At 70.6% G+C, this 19,181-nt stretch carries 12 protein-coding genes; 5 read left to right on the top strand and 7 right to left on the bottom strand.

Features of this window, described 5'->3' with window-relative positions; genetic code table 11:
• Positions 1–60 precede the first annotated feature (60 nt).
• The 3 genes from EDF19_RS18660 to sucB all read left to right on the top strand — a co-directional run bounded on the left by EDF19_RS18660 (position 61) and on the right by sucB (position 4,686).
• Complete coding sequence (locus EDF19_RS18660; RefSeq protein ID WP_123682351.1) at positions 61–1,587, top strand: leucyl aminopeptidase; 1,527 nt, start codon at positions 61–63, stop codon at positions 1,585–1,587.
• Between the two features lie 155 nt (positions 1,588–1,742).
• Positions 1,743–3,116, top strand: a complete 1,374-nt coding sequence (gene lpdA, locus EDF19_RS18655; RefSeq protein ID WP_123682350.1) for a dihydrolipoyl dehydrogenase — start codon at positions 1,743–1,745, stop codon at positions 3,114–3,116.
• A 73-nt stretch (positions 3,117–3,189) separates the two neighbouring features.
• A complete protein-coding gene (gene sucB / locus EDF19_RS18650; protein ID WP_123682349.1) occupies positions 3,190–4,686 on the top strand; it encodes a 2-oxoglutarate dehydrogenase, E2 component, dihydrolipoamide succinyltransferase in 1,497 nt (498 codons plus the stop codon).
• A 68-nt stretch (positions 4,687–4,754) separates the two neighbouring features.
• On the opposite strand, the gene EDF19_RS18645 is transcribed toward sucB, so the two are convergent.
• Positions 4,755–5,639 (bottom strand): hypothetical protein, encoded by an 885-nt coding sequence (locus tag EDF19_RS18645; protein ID WP_123682348.1) that lies wholly within the window; start codon positions 5,637–5,639, stop codon positions 4,755–4,757.
• 128 nt (positions 5,640–5,767) lie between these two features.
• Between EDF19_RS18645 and EDF19_RS18640 the strand changes: the two genes are divergently transcribed.
• The gene (locus EDF19_RS18640; protein ID WP_123682347.1) at positions 5,768–6,481 is read left to right on the top strand and encodes a DUF4191 domain-containing protein; all 714 of its coding nucleotides are present in this window, start codon (positions 5,768–5,770) and stop codon (positions 6,479–6,481) included.
• Between the two features lie 639 nt (positions 6,482–7,120).
• Here the strand turns inward: EDF19_RS18640 and EDF19_RS18635 are convergent.
• Complete coding sequence (locus tag EDF19_RS18635; RefSeq protein ID WP_123682346.1) at positions 7,121–7,576, bottom strand: RDD family protein; 456 nt, start codon at positions 7,574–7,576, stop codon at positions 7,121–7,123.
• A gap of 141 nt (positions 7,577–7,717) precedes the next feature.
• Here EDF19_RS18635 and glnA (EDF19_RS18630) point away from each other — a divergent pair, with 141 nt between their 5' ends.
• Positions 7,718–9,142, top strand: coding sequence for a type I glutamate--ammonia ligase (glnA, locus tag EDF19_RS18630; protein WP_123682345.1), 1,425 nt, complete (start codon positions 7,718–7,720; stop codon positions 9,140–9,142).
• Positions 9,143–9,615: 473 nt separating this feature from the next.
• Here the strand turns inward: glnA (EDF19_RS18630) and EDF19_RS18625 are convergent, their stop codons facing one another.
• The 5 genes from EDF19_RS18625 to glnA (EDF19_RS18605) all read right to left on the bottom strand — a co-directional run bounded on the left by EDF19_RS18625 (position 9,616) and on the right by glnA (EDF19_RS18605) (position 19,099).
• Positions 9,616–11,043 (bottom strand): UDP-glucose/GDP-mannose dehydrogenase family protein, encoded by a 1,428-nt coding sequence (locus EDF19_RS18625; RefSeq protein WP_123682344.1) that lies wholly within the window; start codon positions 11,041–11,043, stop codon positions 9,616–9,618.
• Entirely contained in the window at positions 11,040–12,647 is a 1,608-nt protein-coding gene (locus tag EDF19_RS18620; protein ID WP_123682343.1) for a glycoside hydrolase family 26 protein, read from the bottom strand. The genes EDF19_RS18625 and EDF19_RS18620 overlap by 4 nt, the downstream gene beginning before the upstream one ends.
• The gene (locus EDF19_RS18615) at positions 12,640–14,271 is read right to left on the bottom strand and encodes a glycosyltransferase family 2 protein (protein ID WP_123682342.1); all 1,632 of its coding nucleotides are present in this window, start codon (positions 14,269–14,271) and stop codon (positions 12,640–12,642) included. Before EDF19_RS18615 ends, EDF19_RS18620 begins: the two co-directional genes overlap by 8 nt.
• 503 nt (positions 14,272–14,774) lie before the next feature.
• Positions 14,775–17,726, bottom strand: a complete 2,952-nt coding sequence (locus tag EDF19_RS18610; protein WP_123682341.1) for a bifunctional [glutamine synthetase] adenylyltransferase/[glutamine synthetase]-adenylyl-L-tyrosine phosphorylase — start codon at positions 17,724–17,726, stop codon at positions 14,775–14,777.
• A 35-nt stretch (positions 17,727–17,761) separates the two neighbouring features.
• A complete protein-coding gene (gene glnA / locus EDF19_RS18605) occupies positions 17,762–19,099 on the bottom strand; it encodes a type I glutamate--ammonia ligase (protein WP_123682340.1) in 1,338 nt (445 codons plus the stop codon).
• Positions 19,100–19,181 lie beyond the last annotated feature (82 nt).

Below are 19,181 nucleotides of genomic sequence, written 5' to 3'. Positions count from 1 at the left end.
GACGTCCCCGGTGCGCAGCGGCGACGCCGACAGCGAACAGTGCCTCGGTAGGGTTGGTCCATGGTCCGACCGACGCTCTCCACCACCAGTTCCTCCCCCGAGACCAGCACCGCCGACGTGCTCGTGGTCGGGGTCCGACCGGGCGCGTCCGGCGATGCCTCGTCGACTGCCGGTTCGTCGGACGAGACGTCGTCGGCGGCCGGTGCATCGCTCGCGCCCAGCGCGGCCGGTGTGGTCGAGGCGCTGGCCGGGCTCGACCTCGCCGCGATCGGGGTGACCGGCGCGAAGGACCAGCTCGTCCGCCTGCCCGGCACCGGTGTCGCCGCGTCCTCGATCGCCCTCATCGGCCTCGGCTCGGCCACCGGCCCCGCCGCACTCCGCTCGGCCGCCGGCAGCGCCGTCCGCCAGCTGCCGCAGGCTGCCTCGATCACCCTCGCCCTGCCGACCGACTCGGCTGAGCTCGTCGACGCCGCCCTCGAAGGAGCGGCCCTCGGCGCCTACGCCTTCACCCGCCACAAGGGCACCGGCTCGACCGCGCCGACCCGGGGCGACCAGCGCATCGAGGTCGTCGCCCCCGCCGACGTCGCAGCCGACGCCGCGGTCCGACCGGCGATCGTCGCCGACGCCGCCGCGCTCGTCCGCGACCTCGTGAACACCGCGGCGGGCGACCTCGGCCCGTCGGAGGTCGCCGACGTCGCCACCGGGTTGGCGTCCGACCTGCCGCTCACCGTCGAGGTGCTCGACGAGCAGGCGCTCGAGGAGCAGGGGTTCGGCGGGATCCTCGGCGTCGGCCGCGGATCGGTCCGGCCCCCGCGCCTCGTCGTGGTCCGCTACGCGCCGGAGTCCGCGACCAAGCACCTCGCGCTCGTCGGCAAGGGCATCACCTTCGACTCGGGCGGCCTCTCGCTGAAGCCCGCCGGGTCGATGCTCGGCATGAAGACCGACATGACGGGTGCGGCCACGGTCCTCGCCGCGACCGTCGCCGCCGCACGCCTCGGCCTGGACGTCCGCGTCACCGCCTGGCTCGCACTCGCCGAGAACATGCCCTCCGGCAGTGCGACCCGCCCGGGCGACGTCCTCACGCTGAAGAACGGCAAGACCGTCGAGGTCACGAACACCGACGCCGAGGGCCGCCTGGTGCTCGGTGACGGCATGGCCGCCGCGTCGCTCGAGCAGCCCGACGCGATCGTCGACGTCGCCACGCTCACCGGCGCACAGGTCGTCGCGCTCGGCGACCGCACCACCGGCCTGATGGGCAGCGACGACCTCGTCGCCCGCGTCCGCGCCGTCGCCGAGGGCGTCGCCGAGCCGATCTGGCCGATGCCCCTGCCCGAGGAGCTCGACGCCCGACTCGCCAGCGACATCGCCGACATGGTGAACGCGACCGTCGGCAACCCGGCCGGTGGCATGCTCCTCGCGGGCAAGTTCCTGGAGCGCTTCGTCGGCGAGGGCATCCCCTGGGCGCACCTCGACATCGCCGGTCCGTCGGAGCACAAGGGCGGCGGCTACGGGTGGCTCGGCAAGGGTGCGACCGGCGTGATGGTCCGGACGCTCATCGCACTCGCAGAAGACCTCCAGTCCGAGTAGTAGGTTTGGTACCGGTGGGATCGGCGCACCGACGCGCCTCCCACCGGTACTGCACGGGACGGGACCGGAACCATGCGGTCCGACCGTCGGACGCCGCCCCCGCGGTGTCCACGTAGGGCCCGATCGGCCCGACACGCACGAGGGAGTTGCACCAGGTGACGGAACAGACTTACGACGTCGTGGTCCTCGGTGGCGGGAGCGGTGGCTACGCCGCTGCGCTCCGGGCCGCCGAACTCGGCATGAGCGTCGCGCTCATCGAGGGCGACAAGCTCGGAGGGACGTGCCTGCACCGTGGCTGCATCCCCACCAAGGCACTGCTGCACGCGGCCGAGGTCGCCGACGCGACGCGTGACGCCGAGAAGTACGGTGTCATCGCGGAGTTCGCCGGTGTCGAGGTCCCGAAGGTCATCGAGTACCAGCAGGGCGTCATCAACTCCAAGTACAAGGGCCTGCAGGGGCTCATCAAGGCCCGCGGCATCACCGTCGTCGAGGGCTGGGGCCGGCTCACGTCGCAGAACACCGTGCAGGTCGGCGACCAGACCGTGACCGGCAAGAACATCGTGCTGGCGACCGGCTCGTACTCGAAGTCCCTGCCGGGGCTCGAGATCGGTGGCCGCGTCATCACCTCGGAGACCGCGCTCCGCATGGACTACGTCCCGAACAAGGTCGTCATCCTCGGTGGCGGCGTCATCGGCGTCGAGTTCGCCAGCGTCTGGAAGTCCTTCGGCGCCGAGGTCACCATCGTCGAAGCGCTGCCGCACCTCGTGCCGGCCGAGGACGAGTCGATGTCGAAGCAGCTCGAGCGTGCCTTCCGCAAGCGCGGCATCGAGTTCTCCCTCGGTGTCCGGTTCCAGGGCGTCGAGCAGCACGAGAACGGCGTCGTCGTGACGCTCGAGGACGGCAAGACCTTCGACGGCGACGTGCTCCTCGTCGCGGTCGGCCGTGGCCCCGTCACGCAGAACGTCGGCTACGACGAGGTCGGCGTCGCCATGGACCGCGGCTTCGTGACCACGAACGAGCGCCTCGCCACGAACATCCCGAACGTGTACGCCGTCGGCGACATCGTCCCCGGCCTGCAGCTCGCGCACCGCGGCTTCCAGCAGGGCATCTTCGTCGCCGAGGAGATCGCCGGCCTCAACCCGGTGATCATCGAGGACAAGAACATCCCGAAGATCACGTACTCCGACCCCGAGGTCGCGTCCGTCGGTCTCTCGCAGGCCAAGGCCGAAGAGCAGTACGGCGCCGACAAGGTCGACTCGTACGAGTACAACCTCGCCGGCAACGGCAAGAGCCACATCATCGGCACGTCCGGCTCGGTCAAGGTCGTGCGCGTCGTCGACGGCCCCGTCGTCGGCGTCAGCATGATCGGCGCCCGTGTCGGCGAACTGATCGGCGAAGCACAGCTCGCCGTCAACTGGGAGGCCTACCCGGAGGACGTCGCACCGCTCGTCCACGCGCACCCGACGCAGAACGAGGCCCTCGGCGAGGCGTTCCTGCACCTCGCGGGCAAGCCGCTGCACGCGCTGTGAACCGGACGGTCCCGCGCACTGTGACAATGACACCAACCACCACTGCAATCCCCCGCGAAGAGGAGTCCACCCGATGAGCGAATCCGTCAACCTCCCGGCGCTCGGCGAGAGCGTCACCGAGGGCACGGTGACCCGATGGCTGAAGAACGTCGGTGACCGGGTCGAGGTCGACGAGCCGCTGCTCGAGGTCTCGACCGACAAGGTCGACACCGAGATCCCGTCGCCGATCGCCGGCGTGATCGAGGAGATCCTCGTCCAGGAGGACGAGACCGTCGAGGTCGGGACCGCGCTCGTGAAGATCGGCGACGGCGCGGGCTCCGGCTCGTCCGACGCCGGATCGGACGACTCCTCGAACGAGGCCGCTGCCGAAGCCGAAGAGCCTGAAGCAGAGCCGAGCACCGAGCAGGAGTCCGAGACCCCCGCTCCGGAGCCCACCGAGCCCGAGCCCGCCCCGGCCGGTCAGACGCAGCCGGCCGCCCCGCAGGCCCCGGCCGCGCCGCCCGCCGCCGCACCGGTGCCGCAGGCCGCTCCGGTCCCGCCGCCCGCCGCCGCTCCCCCGGCAGCCGTCCCGGCACCGGCCGCCGCAGCACCTGCACCGGCCGCCGCGCCCAGCGCGACGACCGCCGCAGCCGTGCCGAACCCGACGCAGGACGGCGCAGCCTCCGGCTACGTCACCCCGCTCGTCCGCAAGCTCGCGAACGAACAGGGCGTCGACCTGTCCACCGTCACCGGCTCCGGTGTCGGCGGACGCATCCGCAAGGAAGACGTCCTCGCGGCCGCCGCGAAGGCCCCGGCCGCCGGTGGTTCGGCAGCCCCCGCAGCCGCGTCCGGTCCGTTCGTGGCCGAGGTCTCGCCGCTCCGTGGCACCCGCGAGAAGATGACGCGCCTGCGCAAGGTCGTCGCCGAGCGTGCCGTGCAGTCGATGACCTCGACCGCACAGCTCACCAGCGTCGTCGAGGTGGACGTCACGAAGGTGGCGCAGTTCCGCGACGCGAACAAGGCGGAGTTCCTCGAGAAGACCGGCTCGAAGCTGTCCTTCATGCCGTTCTTCGCCCTCGCGGCGTCCGAGGCGCTCAAGGCCCACCCGAAGATCAACTCGACGGTCGACGGTGACGAGATCGTCTACCCGGAGACCGAGAACGTCTCGATCGCGGTCGACACCGAGCGTGGCCTCCTCACCCCGGTGATCAAGGACGCGGCGTCGCTGGACCTCGCGCAGTTCTCCAAGTCCATCGCGGACCTGGCGGAGCGCACCCGGAACAACCAGCTCAAGCCCGACGAGCTCGCCGGCGGCACCTTCACGCTGACCAACACCGGTTCGCGTGGCGCGCTGTTCGACACCCCCGTCGTGTTCCTGCCCCAGTCGGCGATCCTCGGCACGGGCATCGTGACGAAGCGTCCGGCGGTCGTGAAGGTCGACGGCCAGGAAGCGATCGCGATCCGTTCGTTCGTGTACCTCGCGCTGTCGTACGACCACCGGATCATCGACGGTGCGGACGCCTCGCGCTACCTCGTCGCGGTGAAGAACCGTCTGGAAGAGGGCAACTTCGCCCCCAACCTCGGGTACTGACACCCGGCGTGTGACGAACGGCCGACGGCCCCGGTTCCCCTGGTGGGAGCCGGGGCCGTTCCCGTGTGTCAGCGGTCACCCACCGCGAACAGGGCCGCAGCCGTCGCACCGACCGCCACGACGACGCCGACGACCGCACGACGGACCGGGAGCCGCCGGCCGGAGCCGAGGGGGATGCCGTGCTCGACGGCGTCACGGAGCCACTCCTTCGCCCTGTCGAGGACGTTCGCGCGGTTCAGGCCGTTCGCGCCGCGGGGTCGTTCCGGTTCGGCGAAGAGGAGGTCCGCGGGTGCTGGTTCCCAGCGGAACGGTCGAGGTGCCGCCGCGGTACGGACGGCCTCGAGTGCTGCACGAGCGGCACGTCCGTCGCCGTCGAGGGCCTGCTCGAGTGCTGCGGTGACACCCACCCGGGCGGGGTCGCGGGGGTCGACGCGGTCCCACACCGTCCGCGCCGCGAACACGATCGCCCGCGAGGGGTCCCGCCCGGGCTGACCCGTCCGAGAGCGGGCATCGGGCCGCCTGCCACGCTCGGCAGTGCCCCGCGCCGTGGTGCTGCCTCGCTCCGCTGCAGGCGCCGTGCGTCGCTCCGCTCCGGGCGGGTGGTCGCAGAGCACGACGGCGCCGGCGTCGTCGACCACCACGTCGTCGACGGCCGCTGCACCGATGCGGACCGCGCCGGCGTGGAGCGCCACGAGGAGTTCGAGGAGCGGCAGCGTCAGGGTGACCGCGACGCCCGTGGTCGGGGCACCGAGCCGGTCGAGTGCTGCGGTCAGGACGGTCCCGCTCGGGGGCGTCACCTCGACCACCAGCGCCCCGGTCCTCGTCCGTCCGACCGCGCCGACGGGCACGAGGTGCCGGTGTCCGGTCGTGCTGCGGTCAGCCAACCACGCGAGCAGGTCGGCCTCGTCCCCGGTGGCGAGCCAGCGGACGGTGTCGGTGACCGGTGTCTGCATGGTGACCAGCGTGGCGGAGGTGATCCGGGCCTCCCGGTTGTCTGCACGGCCCTGTGGACAACCGGTGTTCGCGCACAGCCGGACACCTGGCGGTCTCCACAGGTCGGCGCAGGCCGTATCCTGTTGCCATGGCACGCAGCACTTCCACGGACACGAAGGCGAAGGAGCCGGGGCGTCTCAAGCAGATGTTCCAGGTCTTCCAGATGACCCGACGGGCAGACCCGTCGTCGGTGTGGTGGTTCGCTCTCGCGTTCGTCGTGCCCGTCGTCCTCGGCGTGCTGCTCGCACTGCTGCTCCCCGGGCAGAACTGGCTCGGGATGATCCTGTGGATCGTCGTGGGCGTGCTGGTCGGCGTGCTCCTGTTCCTCATCGTGCTGGGCCGGCTCGCCGAGCGTGCCGCGTACTCGCAGATCGAGGGCCAGCCCGGCGCCGTCGGTGCCGTGCTCTCGAACTCCCTGCGTCGGCAGTGGCGCTCGAGCGAGATGCCCGTCGCGGTGCACGGTCGCTCGCAGGCTGCCGTCTACCGTGCCGTCGGTCGTCCCGGCGTCGTGCTCATCACTGAGGGGCAGCGCGGCAACCTCAAGCGGCAGATCGACGAGGAGCGCCGCAAGGTCCAGCGCATCGTCCCGAACGTCGCGGTCCACGTGGTCAGCGTTGGTGACGGCGACGACACGCTGACGCTGCACAAGCTCCCCCGCGCGATGAACAAGTTCAAGAAGACGCTCAACCGCAACGAGGTCCTCGCGGTCGCGAACCGTCTCGACTCCCTCACGCAGAGCCCCGCCGCGGCGATCCCGAAGGGCATGGACCCGATGCGGGCGCGTGCCGGCCGTCCGCGCTGATCCCCGAGTACTGAACGCCGAACGCCCCCGACCGTGCCAGGTCGGGGGCGTTCCGCGTGTGCGGCGCGGGTGCGTGCGCGGGCGCGTGGGCGGGCGTGCGCTGTGCGGTCGTGGGCGTGCGCTGTGCGGCCAGTGTGCGAGGTTCCGCGCACCGTGCGACCCCGCGGGCCTCGCACCATGTGCGGCCCCTCGCACCGTGCGACCCCAGCGAGGCGCGCCCGCGCACCGTGCGACCCTGGAGCCGGCACGCGCGAGCCCGCACCCAGCTCACCGCACCGTGCGAGGTTCCGTGCACCGTGCGACCCCGCGAGCCTCGCACCATGTGCGGCCCCTCGCACCGTGCGACCCCAGCGAGGCGCGCCCGCGCACCGTGCGACCCTGGAGCCGGCACGTGCGAGCCCGCACCCAGCTCACCGCACCGTGCGAGGTTCCGTGCACCGTGCCACCCCACGAGCCTCGCACCATGTGCCAAACCTCGCACCGTGCGGCCCCAGCGAGGCGCGCCCTCGCACCGTGCGACCCCAGCGCCGCGCGCCCTCGCACCGTGCGACCCGAGCACCGTGCGACCCGAACAGCACAGACCCGAGCGCCGTGCAGACCCGAGCGCCGTACGGCTCCCCGCACCGCGCCCGCCCCGCGTCAGCGCCGAACGAGCACCGTCCCCGCGATCCGGTCGTGCGCACCCCGGCTGTCCCGGTCGATGATGAGCGCCGGCACCACGAGGCAGAGCAGGACGGTCCGGACGACCGGCCGCCACACCCCCACGTAGCCCCCACGCATCGGCACGACCCGCAGCCCGACGCAGATGTGCCCGAACGAGCCGGACAGCAGGCAGATGAAGAGGATCTGGAGCGCGGCGAAGATCGCGAGCTGCACCCACGAGTGCGCGATGTCCCCCGACCCGTTCACCGGCGACCAGACACCGGTGACGTACGCGACGAGGTCGGCCAGCGCCCCGTCGATCAGGAGTGCGACGACCCGGCGACCGATCCGACCGACACTGCGCGGTCCGGTCTCGGGCAGCCCGAGGTCCTTGCCCGGCCACCCGTCCGGGTGCTCGGAGGGCGCGGACGGGCTGGAGGTGCTGCGGGCCATGCCTCCAGCGTAGGCGACGGGCCGCGTGTAACACGCCGGAAACAACCCAGTCACGTCCGGGAAACCCCGTGTCAATAGCCTCGTCGGAGGTGCCTTGATCGGTGCCTCCGACATCACCCAACCCATTGGAGATCGGCCCACATGTTCAGCGATTCCTCCGAGGTCCTGGCCTTCATCAAGGACACCGACGTCAAGTTCCTCGACATCCGATTCACGGACCTGCCGGGTGTGCAGCAGCACTTCAACATCCCCGCATCGACCGTCGACGAGGACTTCTTCTCGGTCGGCCAGCTCTTCGACGGCTCGTCGATCCGTGGCTTCGCGTCGATCCACGAGTCCGACATGCAGCTGATCCCCGATGTGACCACGGCGTACGTCGACCAGTTCCGCGCCGAGCGCACGCTCATCATGATCTTCGACATCTACAACCCGCGGAACGGTGAGATCTACGGCCGCGACCCGCGTCAGGTGGCGAAGAAGGCCGAGAAGTACCTCGCGTCGACGGGCATCGCGGACACCGCGTTCTTCGCCCCCGAGGCCGAGTTCTACATCTTCGACGACGTCCGCTACTCCGTGACCCAGAACGAGTCGTTCTACGCGGTCGACTCGGAAGAGGGCGCCTGGAACACCGGTCGTGACGAAGAGGGCGGCAACCTCGCCAACAAGACCCCGTACAAGGGCGGCTACTTCCCCGTGTCGCCGGTCGACAAGACCGCCGACCTGCGTGACGACATCACCCTCAAGCTGATCGACGCGGGCTTCGAGCTCGAGCGCTCGCACCACGAGGTGGGCACCGGCGGCCAGCAGGAGATCAACTACAAGTTCGACACGATGGTCCACGCCGCGGACGACATCCTGAAGTTCAAGTACATCGTCAAGAACACGGCCGACCAGTGGGGCAAGGTCGCCACGTTCATGCCGAAGCCGCTCTTCGGCGACAACGGTTCGGGCATGCACACCCACCAGTCGCTCTGGTCGGACGGCAAGCCGCTGTTCTACGACGAGAACGGCTACGGCGGTCTGTCGGACCTCGCCCGTTGGTACATCGGCGGCCTGCTGAAGCACGCTCCGGCGCTGCTCGCCTTCACCAACCCGTCGATCAACTCGTACCACCGCCTGGTCAAGGGCTTCGAGGCGCCGGTCAACCTGGTCTACTCGGCCGGTAACCGTTCGGCTGCGATCCGCATCCCGATCACGGGCACGAACCCGAAGGCCAAGCGCATCGAGTTCCGCGCGCCGGACGCCTCGGGCAACCCGTACCTCGCCTTCGCCGCGCAGCTGATGGCGGGCCTCGACGGCATCCAGAACCGCATCGAGCCGCACGAGCCGGTCGACAAGGACCTCTACGAGCTCCCGCCCGAGGAAGCCAGGGGCATCCCGCAGGTCCCCGGCTCCCTCGACGAGGCGCTCGACGCACTCGAGGCCGACCACGAGTTCCTGGTCAAGGGCAACGTCTTCACCGAGGACCTGATCCAGACCTGGATCGACTACAAGCGCGAGAACGAGATCCTCCCGCTGGCCCAGCGCCCGCACCCGTTCGAGTACGAGCTGTACTTCGGCGTCTGAGTTCGCCTGAACCACGAAGGGCCCCGCACCGTCAGGTGCGGGGCCCTTCGCCGTGCCGGCCACGTTTCGGGGTGGACGACACTTCACGGGCTGCGCCACCCGTGAGGTGTCGCTCAGCGCGAGAAGACGCGGCCACCGGGAGGGCGGGGCGCGGAGGCGACGGCCTGGAGGCCCGGTGCCGGTCCGGCGGGCCTGCACCGGGCCTCCAGGCGGTCGCGCTCCACCACCGGGCGCACGCCGACAGGGCCGGTCGCGCTCCACCACCGGGCGAACGCCGACAGCGCCGGTCGCGCTCCACCACCCGGCGCACGCCGACAGGGCCGGTCGCGCTCGACCACCGGGCGCACGCCGACGAGACCGGTCGCGCTCGACCACCGGGCGCACGCCGACGGGGGGGCGGTACCGCCGGGCACCCCCGGGCACGCGAACGGGGCCCGTGCCGCCCGGCACGGACCCCGACTCGCGTACGGCGACTAGCGGCTCGTGGCCAACGCGTCGTTCGTCCCCGCAGCGACGCTCACGGGTGCACCCGTGACCGGCGTGGGCCGACCCAGGGAACGGACGGTCCACCCCGCTTTCACCCAGTCGTGGACCGGGAGGCAGTTGCGCGCGTCGATCACGACGCGGCGTCCGACGAGGTCACCGAGGGCGACCGGGTCGGCTGTGATGATGTCGTCCCACTCGGTGAGCACGAGGACGACGTCGGCGCCCTCGATCGCGTCCGTCATCGACGCGGCGTAGCTCAGCGTCGGGAACGAGCGCTTCGCCGGCTCCATCGCCTCGGGGTCCCAGAGCGTGACCTGGGCACCGCGGAGGTGCAGCGCGGCGGCGACGTTGAGCGCCGGGGAGTCCCGGACGTCGTCGGTGAGGGGCTTGAACGCGGCGCCGATGACGGCCACGCGACGGTTGAGCACCGATCCCCCGGCCGAGTCGATCGCCATGTCGATGACCCGCTGGCGCTGGCCCATGTTGATCTCGTCGACCTGCTGCATGAGGCCGACGACCTGGCCCGCGCCGATCTCGTTCGCGCGGTACATGAGCGCGCGGATGTCCTTCGGCAGGCAGCCGCCGCCGAAGCCGAGGCCGGCGTTCAGGAACTTGCGGCCGATGCGGGCGTCGTGGCCGAGGGCGTCGGCGAGGGTCGACACGTCGGCGCCGGTGATCGCGCACATCTCGGAGATCGCGTTGATGAACGAGATCTTCGTGGCGAGGAACGCGTTCGCACTGACCTTGACGAGCTCGGCGGTGGCGAGGTCGGTGGTGATGACCGGGGTGCCCTCGCTGATGGGGGCGGCGTAGACCTCGCGGATCACGGCGTCGGCGGCATCGGAGGCCCCGCCCCAGACCAGGCGGTCCGGGTGCAGGGTGTCCTCGACGGCCTTGCCCTCGCGGAGGAACTCGGGGTTCCAGATGAGCTCGGCGTCGATCCCCGACGGCGTGAACTCGCGGACGATGCCGCGGAGCCGTGCCGCGGTGCCGACCGGGACCGTCGACTTGCCGACGATGAGGCCCGGGTGGGTGAGGTTCTCGGCGACACCACGGGTGGCGCTCTCGACGTAGGCGAGGTTCGCGGCGTGCGACCCGGCCTTCTGCGGGGTGCCGACGCAGACGAAGTGGACGTCCGCGGCGGCGACGGCCGAGGCGATGTCCGAGGTGAACCGGAGCTTGCCGCTGGCGACGTGCTTCGTGATGAGCTCGGGCAGGCCGGGCTCGAAGAACGGGACCTCGCCGGCGGACAGGGCGGCGAGCTTCGACGGGTCGATGTCGACGCCGATGGTCTCGAAGCCCATCTCGGCCATGGCAGCCGCGTGGGTGGCACCGAGGTAGCCGGTGCCGATGACGCTGATGACGGGAGCGGGACGCGTGTCGGCCGATGCGGTCGACTTCTTGGACTCGGTCATTGCTTGACCTCCTGCAGGTCGTAGTCGATGTCGTTGCGCTTGATGCCCTCGGCGAAGGCCGCCAGGGAGTCCGCACGTGAGTTGAGTCGCCAGTCGTTCGTCGTGCGGGTGCCGTCGACGATCGTGGTCGCGGTCTCGCTGAAGTACGCGAAGCCGATGATGTCCGCGTTGGCGGGGTCCGCCAGTGCGTCGAAGAGCGAGTTGATCCACTGCGTCTTCTGCGGGTTCGAGACACTGCCCCCGGTCTCGGTCGCGCCGATCTCGTTGAGCACGATGCCCTTGCCTGGTGCGATCTGCCGGATCTGCGCGAGCGTCGCACCGAAGGTGTTGTCGAAGGTCGGCTGCTCGGTGGCGTCACGGTAGTAGCCGCTCATGCCCACCCAGTCGACGTACTCGGCGCCCGGGTAGTAGTTCTGCATGTAGTCGAGCGTCTGGTACTTCGTGTTGCCGAGCTTGTCGATGCGCGACGGCGACCAGTCCCAGATGGCGTACTGGTTGGCGCCGTTGGCCTGGAAGACGTTCCAGACGTGCTGCCACATCTCCTTGTACGAGCCGGCGGCGTTCTGCTGCTTCGCCGATTCGGACCAGTTGTACCACTGGCCGTTCATCTCGTGGTCGAAGCGGATGACGAGCGGTTGCCCGTTGGCCGCGAGGGCCTTGGCGTACTGCGTGAGGTAGGCGTCGAACTTGCCGGAGATGACGTCCGCGTTCGTGTAGCCCTCGACGTACGGCTCGTCGTTGCCCGTCTTGGCGGGCACCGACTCCCACGTCATCATCGGCAGGCGGCCGTTCGCCCAGGAGCGCTGGACCGCGTTCTGGTTGAAGTCCTGGTCGAAGCCCTGGAAGAAGCCGACCATGTTCGTGGCCTTGCCGACCTCTTGCGAGACCTGGTCGTACTCGGACCAGTTGAACGGGGACTGCGCCGTGTACAGGCCGTACCAGCGGGACTGCTGGCCGAGGATGTCCGCCTTGGTCGGGACCGCCACGGGCGTCGTGCCCGGGTCGGTCGACGGGCCGGGGTTCGGGTTGGTGACGCCACCGCCGTTGCCCGAGCCGTTGCCGCCGGAGCCGGAACCCGAGCCGCCCGAACCGGAGCCGCCGGAGCCCGAGGCCCCGGAGCCGCCCGAGCCGGAACCCGACCCGTCACCGGAAGCCGATCCCGATCCCGAACCGGAGCCCGAGGAACCGGCCCCGCCGGAACCGGAGCCCGACGCGTTCACGGAGGACGAGCCTCCCGAGCCCGTCGCCGAACCGAGCTGGGACTGGAGCGACGCGATCTGCGCCTTGAGCTGCGTGATCTGGTCGCCACGCGACCCGGCCTGGGCGGTGCGCGAGTCGAGCTTGCCCTCGAGTGCCCAGATGCGGTCCTGGGCGGCGTCGAGCTGCTTCTGCAACTCGGCGGCGGAGACCTTCTTGGCCTTGGGGGCGGTGACGCCGAGCGCCTGGTGGACGGCGGTCGAGACGGGGCCGGCGGGCGAGACCCAGACGGACCAGGTGATGAGTCCGAGGACCACGACGATCGCGGTGGTGCCGATGGCCGTCAAGCGAGCGTGCTTGCTCGACTGCGCCCACCAGGCACTCGAGGAGCGGATGAGGTCAGACAATGAGGAAAGCCTCCAGGACGAAGATCGCGATGCCGATGCAGTACGGGATCGCGGCGTACGGGTTGTACCGGCGGACGCGGGCGGGCGCCGTCGCCGTGCGGGCTGCTGCTGCGCGCGGCGCGGCGGCCGCTGCTGCGGCCTCACGTCGGGTCGCGAGCACCGTCGCGGTGGAGTTGGTCGTCGCGTCGGCCCCGAAGAGCTCGTCGAACGCACGGTCCGCGGCGCCCTGGCCGCCGGCGCCGAGCGGGACGCCGCCGCTGAGCGGGACGCCGCCGTCGACGGCGCGGGCGCGGTCCGCCGCGTCGATCGGGCTGACCGGGGTCTGCGCCCCGAAGGTCAGCGGCTGCGCGGCGTCCGACGGGTCCTCCTGCATCGGACCACCGGCGTAGGCACCGGCGCGGGTCCCCCAGCCGGACGCGTGCGCCAGGCGGAAGAAGCCGATGAGCCGGATCGGCATGAGGAAGAACGTCGACACGATGATGAACATCGGCAGGCGGAAGAAGTCGCTCGGCTTCTCGGCCAGGTGCCGCATCTGCCGGATCGCCATGCTCAGCACGGACGAGACGACCATCAGCGCAGCCACGTAGACGAAGCCGGTGGAGAAGCCGTACTGGGACAGGATGCCCTGGTAGAGGTTCTCGCCCTGGCCGGTGAGCGCGCGGTAGATCCAGCCGGCGATCACGCCGAAGAGCATGAACGGCAGGATGATGTCGGTGATGAAGAACGCCGCCAGGATCGGGGCGTGGCCGAGCATCCACGGCAGCATGCGCAGCGTGTTGTACTGCGAGCCGCGGGCCCAGCGGAGCTGCTGCTTGAACAGCTTCTTCACCTGCAGCGGAGCGTCCGTGTAGACCAGCGAGGTGTACTGGTAGACGGTCCGGTACCCCTCCTTCAGCGTGAGGTTCGTGAGCGTCCGGTCGTCGGAGACCTCGAGGAACACACCCATGAACTTCTCGTGCATGAACTTGTCCATGACCCGCATGAGGATGTTCCGCCGGAAGGCGATGGTGCGCCCGGGCAGGCAGCCGATCTGCCCGAGGACACTCTGCGCGGGCATCGAGTACAGCGCTCGCGAGTTCTCGAGCCAGTCGGCCCAGCGGGTGATCCAGCTGCGCTCCGGCTCGAGGATGCGCTGACGGGTCGTGACGCCGCCGACGGACTCGTCGGCGAACGGCTTGAGGAGTTCCTCGAGCGCGCCCGGGGTCCAGACGGTGTCCGAGTCGACGAGCACCGTGATGTCTCCGTTGGACATCTCGGTGCCGACCTTGACGGCGTTGCGCTTGCCCGGGATGGGCGTGTGGGTCCAGCGGACGAGTGGGGCGAACTCGTCGCAGACCGCTTCGAGCGCTTCGTTGCGGGCGCCGTTGATGACGACGATGATCTCGCCGGGTCGCTGCTCGACCATGCGACCGATGACGTCGCGGAACAGGTCGAGCGGTTCGTCCACGACGGGGACGACGACGCTGGTGGTACCGACGAAGGTGCCGGTGAACGGGCGGTAACGGGCGGAGATGACGACCTTGAGCAACCAGAGCAACCAGATCACCGCGGAGTACACGGCGAACAGGTAGAACTCGGGGTGCCCTTCGACCATCTGCCTGATCTGCAGAATGAAGGTGAACACTGATCCCTGCTTCAACGTTCGAGGTGGAGATTCCGCGTCGTTGGGGAATCAGGGCCGGTTCGGGTGGGTCCATTGATGCAGAAACCTGAACCCCACCGCAACGCGGCCCCCGTCCGGGGGCATTTCGGGCACGTTACGGGGTACACCACGGTCCCCCTCTCGACCGGACGCACTGGTCCCCCCTCGTGCTGACAGCACTCCTGCGGACCACGTCGGGCACCGTGCCGCCGGCCGTACGCGACGAGTGCGGCCTGGAGGCGCGGCCCGGCTCACGCCGAAAGCCCCGATCAGGGGGTGGTTGCGATCTCGGTCACCACTCCGGCCCGGCACGCCGGTCCGGCCTCCACAGCCCGGCGATCACAGCTCGGTAACGATGGTTGCCCCGCGCAACTTCGGGGTACGCGTCGGTCCGCATCGGGGGACGCCGCGCGACACCGAGAATTAACCTCCGACGACATGTCACCTTCGCCGTCGCGGACGCCACCCGGGCGTGTCGTGGCGTGTCAGTCGCCGTAGAACTCGCGTTCGAAGACCTGCCGAGCACGGCGCGTGACGCCGAGGTAGTCGTCCTCCAGCGCGCTCGCGGAGCCCGGCGGGTACTCCATCAGCCGGGCGATGCCCTCGAGCTGGATGCGGTCGACGGGCAGCACGTCGGTGGTCTTGCCGGACCAGAGCACCAGGGCGCTCCGGGTCCGCGACGCGAACCGCCACGCCGCCCCGAGCCGCTCGCCGTCGTCGGCGCCGACGAGCCCCGCGGCGACCGCGGCGTCGAGGGCCTCGAGCGTGGAGGTGGTCCGGAGCCCCGGCACCTCGAGCGCGTGCTGGAGCTGGAGCAGCTGGACGAACCACTCGACGTCGCTCAGGGAGCCCCGACCGAGCTTGAGGTGCCGTGCCGGGTCCGCGCCGCGCGGCAGCCGTTCGGACTCGACGCGCGCCTTGATGCGTCGGACCTCGCGCACGGCGTTCTCGTCGATGCGCTCCGGGTACCGGGTGCGGTCGGCGAGGTGCTCGAAGTCGCGGAGCAGCTGCTCGTCACCGACGGCGCCGCGGGCTCGGAGGAGCGCCTGGGCCTCCCACGTCAGGGACCAGCGGGCGTAGTAGGCGCCGTAGGACTCGAGTGTGCGGGCGACCGGGCCGTTCTTGCCCTCGGGGCGCAGGTCGATGTCGAGGTCGAAGGGGTGGATCGCATCCTCGGTGATCCGGTTCAGTTCGCGGACGATCGTCTGCGCCGTCCGCGACGCGACCTCCGGTTCCATCTCCGGCGCCCGGTAGACGTAGAGGACGTCGGCGTCCGACCCGAAGCCGAGCTCGCGACCGCCGTAGCGGCCCATCGCGATGATCCCGAACGCGAACTCCGGCGGGGTGTCCCGGCGGGCGAGCGACAGCGCGCCGGCGAGGGTGGCCTCCGTCACGTCGCTGAGCGCGGGGCCGAGCGCGTCGACGTCGAGCTGGCCGAGGACGGCGGCCATGCCGAGCCGCAGGGTCTCGCGACGCCGGGCCGAGCGGAGGAGTGCGGCGGCACCCGCGGCGTCGTTGCCGTGCCGTGCCGTCGTCGCGGTCATCTCGGCGAGGAGCGACTCGATCGGCCGGGGACGCAGCAGGGTGTCGGGTTCGTCGAGCCAGGCGACGGCCTCGGGGAACCGTTCGAGCAGCCCGGCGAGGAACGCCGACTCGGACAGCACGGTCGTGAGCGAGTGTGCTGCGCCCGACGAGTCCCGGAGCATCCGGAGGAACCAGCTCGACTCCCCCAACGTGTCGCTGAGCCGACGGAACGCGAGCAGCGCCCGGTCGGGTGCCGGTCCCTCGGCCATCCAGCGGAGGAGCACCGGCAGGAGGTTCCGCTGGATCGCAGCGCGGCGGCTCGTGCCCTGCGTCAACGCGCGGATGTGGCTGAGGGCGCCTGCCGGGTCGGCGAAACCGATCGCGCCGAGACGGTCGACGACCTGGTCGTTCGTCAGGACGATCTCGCCGTCCGCCGCGGCCACCGCGGAGAGCAGCGGTCGGTAGAACAGCCGCTCGTGCAGCCCGCGGACCTCGAGCTTCACGGCGCGCCAGCGGGTCTCGAGGGCGGACGCACTCGTCGCGACACCACTGGACCGGGCGAGGACGCGCAGTTCGTCCTCGTCGGTGGGCATCAGGTGCGTGCGGTGCAGCCGACGGAGCTGGATGCGGTGCTCCAGGACCCGCAGCAGGGCGTAGTCGGGGCCGAACCGTGCGGCCTCGGCGCGGCCGACGTACCCGGCGTCGGTGAGCGCGTCCATCGCCTCGAGGGTGGACCGGACGCGGACACTCTCGTCGTCGCGGCCGTGCACGAGCTGCAGGAGCTGCACGGTGAACTCGACGTCGCGCAGCCCGCCGGGGCCGAGCTTGAGCTGCCGGTCGACCTCGGCGTCCGGGATGTGCTCGGTGACCCGCTCCCGCATCCGCTGCACGGACTCGACGAACCCCGGACGAGCTGACGAGCTCCAGACGAACGGGGCCACGGCGTCGGCGTAGCGGGCACCGAGGTCGACCGACCCTGCGATCGGACGGGCCTTCAGGAGCGCCTGGAACTCCCACGACTTCGCCCAGCGCTCGTAGTACGCGACGTGCGAGTCGAGCGTGCGGACGAGGGCGCCGTCCTTGCCCTCCGGGCGCAGGTTGGCGTCGACCTCCCACAGCGCCGGTTCCGCCGCGAGGTCGGTGATGGCGTGCGTCGCGGCGATCGCGATCCGGGTCGAGATGAGCACCGCGCGGTCGGTGGAGACCTCGTCGGTGGACTCGGTGACGAAGATGACGTCGACATCGCTGACGTAGTTGAGTTCGCGGGCGCCGGCCTTGCCCATCGCGATCACCGCGAGGGGCGTGGCAGCGACGTCGGCAGCCGGGAACGGGACCTCACGCCGGGCGACGTCCACCGCCGCGTCGAGCGCAGCACCCGCCAGGTCGGCGAGGCCCGCCGCGACCGCGGGGAACGCCTCGGTCGGCGACCGGTGCAGCACGTCGAACAGTGCGATCTGCGCGAGGTGCCGCCGGTACCGGATGCGCAGCCGCATCCGGGCTTCCTCACCCGTCGCGCCGTCGATCGCCTCGGTCAGCGACGCCGTGTACTCCTGCTGCGACCAGGGTTCGTGGACCGCCTCGAGCAGCAGCGCGAGTTCCGCCGGACGACGGTGCAGGAACTCCCCCAGGCCGACCGAGGCTCCGAGCAACCGCACGAGGCGTTCGGTGGCGGCTTCGTCCGCCAGGACGGGCCGGAGCTCGTCCGGAGCGCGCTCGAGCAGCCGTTCCAGCAGCCGCAGCGCACCGTCGGGATCGGCGGTGGCGCCCCAGAGCGCAGGCGTCTCGGTGACCGGCAGCGGCAGGTCGGAGCCGAACCGCGCCTCCAGGTCGGCGACCCGTTCCAGGCTCTCCGACAGCTCGGCGAAGCCCAGGCGGGCCAACTCGGAACGTGACGTCGTCGTCCGACCGGTCATGTGGTGCGTGCTCCCGAGGGGTCAGGCTGCCGCGTTCAGAGGGCGCCGAGGTTGGTGTCGAGCTCGAACGGCGTGACCTGGTCGCGGTACCGCTTCCACTCCTGGCGCTTGTTGAGGAGCACGAAGTTGAACACGTGCTCGCCGAGGGTCTCGGCCACGAGCTCCGAGTTCTCCATCAGGCTCAGCGCGTGGTCGAGGCTCGACGGCAGCTGGCTGTAGCCGAGTGCCTTGCGCTCCGAGTCCGTCAGGCTCCACACGTCGTGCTCGGCCTCGGCCGGGAGCTCGTACTCTTCCTCGATGCCCTTGAGGCCGGCGGCGAGGAGCAGCGAGTACGCGAGGTACGGGTTCGCTGCCGAGTCGATGCCGCGGTACTCGATGCGCGACGACTGGCCCTTGTTCGGCTTGTACAGCGGGACCCGGACGAGCGCCGAGCGGTTGTTGTGCCCCCACGTGACGAACGACGGGGCCTCGTCACCGCCCCAGAGGCGCTTGTAGGAGTTGACGAACTGGTTCGTCACCGCGGTGATCTCCGGCGCGTGCTTCAGCACACCGGCGATGAAGTGCTTGGCGGTCTGCGAGAGCTGGTACTCGCCGCCGGCCTCGTAGAACGCGTTCTGGTCGCCCTCGAAGAGCGAGACGTGCGTGTGCATGCCCGAACCCGGCTGACCGGAGATCGGCTTCGGCATGAACGTCGCGTAGACGCCCTGCTCGATCGCCACTTCCTTCACGACGGTGCGGAAGGTCATGATGTTGTCCGCCATCGTCAGCGCGTCGGCGTAGCGGAGGTCGATCTCGTTCTGGCCGGGGCCCGCCTCGTGGTGGCTGAACTCGACCGAGATGCCGAGGTCCTCCAGCATCCGGACCGAACGGCGACGGAAGTCGTGGGCACTGCCACCGGGGACGTTGTCGAAGTAGCCGGCCTGGTCGACGGGCTGGGGCCCACCGTCCTTCCACTCCCGGCTCTTCAGCAGGTAGAACTCGATCTCGGGGTGCGTGTAGAACGTGAACCCGCGCTCGCTCGCCCGGGCCAGCGTGCGCTTCAGCACGTTGCGGGGATCGGCGACGGCGGGCTGCCCGTCCGGCGTCGTGATGTCGCAGAACATCCGCGCGGTCGGGTCGATCTCGCCGCGCCACGGCAGGATCTGGAACGTGGAGGGGTCCGGGTGCGCGAGCACGTCGGCCTCGTACGAGCGGGACAGCCCCTCGATCGCGGAGCCGTCGAACCCGATGCCCTCGGCGAATGCACCCTCGACCTCGGCCGGGGCGATCGCCACCGACTTCAGCGTCCCGATGACGTCCGTGAACCAGAGTCGGATGAACTTGATGCCGCGCTCCTCGATGGTGCGGAGCACGAAGTCCGTCTGCTTGTCCATGCACGACCTTTCCGTGTATCGGGTGGCCGCGGGCGGGCCTCGTCCCAGGCTAGTGGTCCCGCGGCGTGCGCGGGGCCGTGCG

Origin of the sequence: Curtobacterium sp. PhB115 (genome assembly GCF_003752025.1) — a bacterium.
Lineage (GTDB): Bacteria > Actinomycetota > Actinomycetes > Actinomycetales > Microbacteriaceae > Curtobacterium.
The sequence above is the reverse complement of the archived record's forward strand: the minus strand, read 5'-3'. Positions and strand labels throughout refer to the sequence as shown.

Coding starts and splice junctions, on each gene's coding strand:
- EDF19_RS18660 (WP_123682351.1), top strand. CDS start 61: ATGGTCCGACCGACGCTCTCCACCACCAGTTCCTCCCCCGAGACCAGC.
- sucB (WP_123682349.1), top strand. CDS start 3,190: ATGAGCGAATCCGTCAACCTCCCGGCGCTCGGCGAGAGCGTCACCGAG.
- EDF19_RS18645 (WP_123682348.1), bottom strand. CDS start 5,639: ATGCAGACACCGGTCACCGACACCGTCCGCTGGCTCGCCACCGGGGAC.
- EDF19_RS18640 (WP_123682347.1), top strand. CDS start 5,768: ATGGCACGCAGCACTTCCACGGACACGAAGGCGAAGGAGCCGGGGCGT.
- EDF19_RS18635 (WP_123682346.1), bottom strand. CDS start 7,576: ATGGCCCGCAGCACCTCCAGCCCGTCCGCGCCCTCCGAGCACCCGGAC.
- glnA (WP_123682345.1), top strand. CDS start 7,718: ATGTTCAGCGATTCCTCCGAGGTCCTGGCCTTCATCAAGGACACCGAC.
- EDF19_RS18625 (WP_123682344.1), bottom strand. CDS start 11,043: ATGACCGAGTCCAAGAAGTCGACCGCATCGGCCGACACGCGTCCCGCT.
- EDF19_RS18610 (WP_123682341.1), bottom strand. CDS start 17,726: ATGACCGGTCGGACGACGACGTCACGTTCCGAGTTGGCCCGCCTGGGC.
- glnA (WP_123682340.1), bottom strand. CDS start 19,099: ATGGACAAGCAGACGGACTTCGTGCTCCGCACCATCGAGGAGCGCGGC.